A 4,334-nucleotide genomic window follows, 5' to 3' on the forward strand; every position below is an offset into this window, starting at 1 on the left:
TTTTGCATGGTTTGGATTCTTCCGAAGACACGCAAAAGACTATGAAAAGACAACAAATTCTGCCGAAGCATGGATATTACTAACCAATTGCCAAATAATACTAAATAGAAATTGAATTTTACCAAATATAATTTTTAAACATCTTCTTAATTGATAAAGCCTTTGCAAATTTATTTATGTATTTTGGATTATATAATTGTTAAAAATATAAGACAGGATGAAGATTAAATTCGTTTATTTATTAATAATAGTAAACATATTTTCTTGCAAGAAGGATAATAAATACAGTTTTGAATTATCTAAAATAGATGAATGGAGTGTTCCACTTGATACTTTCACAAGCAATATGAGTTTTCAATTAAGAATGGTAAGGTTAAAAGAAAAAGAATATTTAGGTATGTATAGCCGAAATCTTCATGCTATTAGTCTGTGGGATTTGGACACAAAAGAAAAAAAGTTTGATGTTCAATTTACAAAAGATGGAGAAGATGGAGTATATCGTTTGAACGGCTTTTATTTCAAAAATTTGGACTCTATATATGTTTTACCTACACACCATAAACAAGTAACATTAACTAATTTTAAAGGACATATTCTGAAAAAATATAGATTCAGAGAAAGTGTTAAGGACACAAAAGAGTTAGATAAAATAGATTTTATAGGAGATTATAATGTACCTATGCAAGTAATACATAATAAGATTTTATTAGGGACTACTCCCTACGAAAATTCCATTAGTCCTAATTTTGGTAATATGCCATTGGGATTTACTTACGACCTAAATTCAGGAATTTCAAATACTCGTTTTATGGAATTTTCAGAACCTTATAAAAAACAGCCATTAGGTTTTTTTCATGCACAATACTATTCAGACTTAGATATTAGTAGCAGCAATTGTGTTGTTTCTTTTTCCGCTGATGAAAAAATATATTTACGAGATATAAACGGTAAATTATTAAGCGAGAACGAAGCAAAAAGTGATTATTTCAGCATGATTTTAAATCCTTTAAATAAAAGCGGTCAAGAGGTTTTTGAAAAATACTTTCTCAATAATCCATCTTATGGTAAAATTTTATCAGACCCTTATCGTAAAGTTTACTACCGTTTTGCATTTCAAAAATATGATGGTTCAGATAATGTGCTAACAGATATGATGTGGTCTTATAAACCTTGTTCTATAATCATTCTTAATGATAAATTAAAAAAAATTGGAGAAACACTCTTAACACCAAATAAGCATTTTGTTACTAATGCCTTTGTTGGAAAGAAAGGGTTATATATTTCAAATGCACATCCTAAAAATCCAAATAATGATGAAAACAAATTATCTTTTACTTGTTACTCTTTGACTAAAAAATAAAGTTGTTCAGCTATGAATTTCAATTATACACCTGTTCTTTCTCCAACTCAATTTGAAGAAAGATACTTTCTTATTGAAGAGCAAATGCAATTTAATAATCATCGAGGTTGTACTTTTTTTAAGGCTTTCGATATTATAACGGATAAGGTTGTTTTTATTAAAATACCTAATCCTAATGGAATAGAGATAGAAATACAAGATTTTACAGGAGATTATACCCAACTACTTTTTCTGACAGACCCTCACCTGACCCAGCTCTTAGAGGTTTTTCAGGTAAAACAAGATTCAAACAAAGCTATTGATAGTATCCTACCATTCATTGTCTATGATAATATAGAAGGTATAACGTTAAAATCTCTATCTCCTAAATTAAATGAGGCAGAAATTATTGATATTATTCAGCAAGTTAAAAGTGGTCTTGATTATATTCATTCTAATGGTTGGGTTCATAGAGATATTAAAGCTGACAATATTCTTGTACTTGAATCTGAAATAGGTTACAAAGCTAAGATAATTGATATTGAGAATATGGGGCATATTGGCTTCATTCAAAAACAAATTGTAGGTACTCCTGAGTTTATTCCCCCAGAAATGTCTTTCAAAACACATCTGCATCCTGCACAGGATTATTGGGCTTTCGGATGTTTGATTTATGAATCTTTGTTTACTGAACCTCCATTTGGTTTTAGAAATACCGATTTGGAGGGTATTAACTCAATTAAAGAGTATCAAGACAGAATAAATGAGCCAGCAATTATAAAAAAAATCATGAAAATATCTAATCCAATTTTACGAGAAAAAGTTAGAAATTCTCTTGTGCTAAACCCTTTATTGAGACAAATATGAAAACCCAGATAATAATTATTGTCATTTTTTTTCTCTCAATCTCTTGTAATATTCAGCAAAATGAAAAGCAAAGCTCTGATATATCTAAATATTTACAAGAAATTCATAAAATAGAAAATATTGTAGGAAATCCAATATTGATATTTATACCGATTTCCTCATGCAGCTTTTGTCAAAAGGAAGCAATTAGATTTTTACATCAACAAAGAGACATACCTGAAAATGTTTTTATAATTATTGCAGGGTTAAATAATGCAGAAATTACACCGTATAAACAGCAATTAAGGAAATTTCGAGTACATTTATTAGTTGATAAAGGCTATCAATATAATAAGTACAAGGCTTTGGTTGGTAATGAACCTTTTTACGCATATTTAGATGATAAGAAGACAGTTAAGAAAACAGAAATTAATGCAGGAAACTATAATTTTGTGCTACCTCACTTAGAAAAAATACTAAAATTTCAATAAAAACCTCCTCAATGCAAAAACCAATTTTAACAATCTATTTACTATTTATTTTAACGTCTTGCCAACCCAATAACAGTGAACAAAAAAAAGAAGAAGAAGGGAAATTAAAAGTATCTCAAACTACTGAAAACGTTGTAACGGTTAAATTGGCAGAAAGTAAAATCAAATCTTTTCCCCTGCAAGTAATGGCTACGGGTAAGGTAACAGCCCTTACGCAAGCAAAAATCAATTTTAAAACTTCGGGGGTTATTGAGAAAATTATGGTCTCAAACAGTGCTGTCGTAAAGATAGGGCAAATTTTGGCGGTTTTGGATAATGAACAACAACGTATTGCCTTGCAGCAAACTCAGGATAATTTGCAAGATGCCCAAGTGGAAATGCACCGCTTGTTATTAGAATTTGGAGGCAAAGACCGTGATACTACTTCCGTTTCCAACCGTATTTTAGAAAATATCAAAGCCAAAAGTGGTTATACAAAAGCCCTCACAAACGTCCGTGATGCACGTTTGAAATTAGAAAATACTTATCTCAAAGCTCCCTACGCTGGCGTAATTGCCAATCTCAAAACTAAAGCCTACAATCCAACGCCAACTACTGAGCCTTTTTGTACAATTTTAAGCCGTGAGGGAATAGTCGTGGAGGTTTCAGTCTTAGAGTCTGAATTGGGTGTAGTCATGTTGGGGCAAATTGCCAAAGTAAAATCATTGGCGTATTCAGAAAGAAACTATGTGGGTAAAGTCTCAGAAATCAATCCCGTAGTCAATGAACAAGGTTTGGTTTTGATAAAAGTAAGAATCCAAAACCCAGACCAATATCTTTTGGAAGGTATGAACGCCCAAGTAATTATTGAGAAAAATCTTCAAAACCAAATCGTTATTCCCAAAGAAGCCATAGTAGAAAGGTCAGGTAAGAAGGTAGTTTTTGTCTATGAAAATGGTCTTGCCAAATGGAATTACGTAAAAGTTGCCCATGAAAATAGCCAAGAAGTAGCCATCTCGGAAGGGTTGAAAGTAGGTCAAAAAGTGATTGTGGAAGGCAATTTGAATTTGGGACATGATGCAAAGGTGATAGTTGAAAATACAACCAAGACAAATCAAGAATGAAATGCAAATGAAGCAAGGCTATTTTATGCTAATTTTCTTGGGTTGGTCTTTCGTAATGTCAGCCCAAAATAAAGCCATTGATTTCTCCGAGAAATTGAGTTTGGAGCGTTGTATAGAGTTGGGTATTGCCCATAGCCCTTCGATTGCTCAAACAATAGTGCAAACTGATATTAGTAGAGTTGCTTTAAAACAAAGTATCAATAATCGTTTGCCATCCGTAAACAGCTCTATCTCGCAATTTTTTAGTTTCGGACGTACCCTTGACCCCTTCACAAATGAGTATAAACAATCAAATGCTTACTATAACAACTATAATTTAGGGGCAAGCGTAACGCTCTACAATGGATTTCAGCTAAAAAATACTATCGAACAAAATAAACTGAATCTGCAAGTCTCACAAGCGGAAGCAAATACATTAAAGTTTACCCAAAGCGTTCAGATAACGAATGCTTTTTTATTGATTTTAAACAATGAGGAATTATTATCAGTAGCCCAAGAACAACTCAAAATGTCAATCTCACAATTTGACAGAGTAGAAAAACTTTTCAAAATTGG

Annotated in this window: 4 protein-coding genes and 1 pseudogene; all 5 read left to right on the forward strand. The window is 31.7% G+C overall.

The window, feature by feature from the left end; all coding sequences use genetic code 11:
* Positions 1 to 217 precede the first annotated feature (217 nt).
* Complete coding sequence (locus AC1W31_RS20610) at positions 218 to 1,360, forward strand: DUF4221 family protein (protein WP_481736386.1); 1,143 nt, start codon at positions 218 to 220, stop codon at positions 1,358 to 1,360.
* 12 nt (positions 1,361 to 1,372) lie between these two features.
* Complete coding sequence (locus AC1W31_RS20615) at positions 1,373 to 2,206, forward strand: protein kinase domain-containing protein (RefSeq protein WP_481736387.1); 834 nt, start codon at positions 1,373 to 1,375, stop codon at positions 2,204 to 2,206.
* Positions 2,203 to 2,676 (forward strand): hypothetical protein, encoded by a 474-nt coding sequence (locus tag AC1W31_RS20620; protein ID WP_481736388.1) that lies wholly within the window; start codon positions 2,203 to 2,205, stop codon positions 2,674 to 2,676. Before AC1W31_RS20615 ends, AC1W31_RS20620 begins: the two co-directional genes overlap by 4 nt.
* 11 nt (positions 2,677 to 2,687) lie before the next feature.
* Positions 2,688 to 3,779 carry an efflux RND transporter periplasmic adaptor subunit gene (locus tag AC1W31_RS20625; RefSeq protein WP_481736389.1) on the forward strand — a complete coding sequence of 364 codons (1,092 nt, stop codon included), beginning with the start codon at positions 2,688 to 2,690 and terminating at the stop codon, positions 3,777 to 3,779.
* Between the two features lies 1 nt (position 3,780).
* Positions 3,781 to 4,334: pseudogene (locus AC1W31_RS20630) on the forward strand (hypothetical protein); the annotation flags it as partial.

The sequence above is a fragment of the Arcicella sp. genome, assembly GCF_964672035.1.

Coding starts and splice junctions, on each gene's coding strand:
- AC1W31_RS20625 (WP_481736389.1), top strand. CDS start 2,688: ATGCAAAAACCAATTTTAACAATCTATTTACTATTTATTTTAACGTCT.
- AC1W31_RS20620 (WP_481736388.1), top strand. CDS start 2,203: ATGAAAACCCAGATAATAATTATTGTCATTTTTTTTCTCTCAATCTCT.
- AC1W31_RS20610 (WP_481736386.1), top strand. CDS start 218: ATGAAGATTAAATTCGTTTATTTATTAATAATAGTAAACATATTTTCT.
- AC1W31_RS20615 (WP_481736387.1), top strand. CDS start 1,373: ATGAATTTCAATTATACACCTGTTCTTTCTCCAACTCAATTTGAAGAA.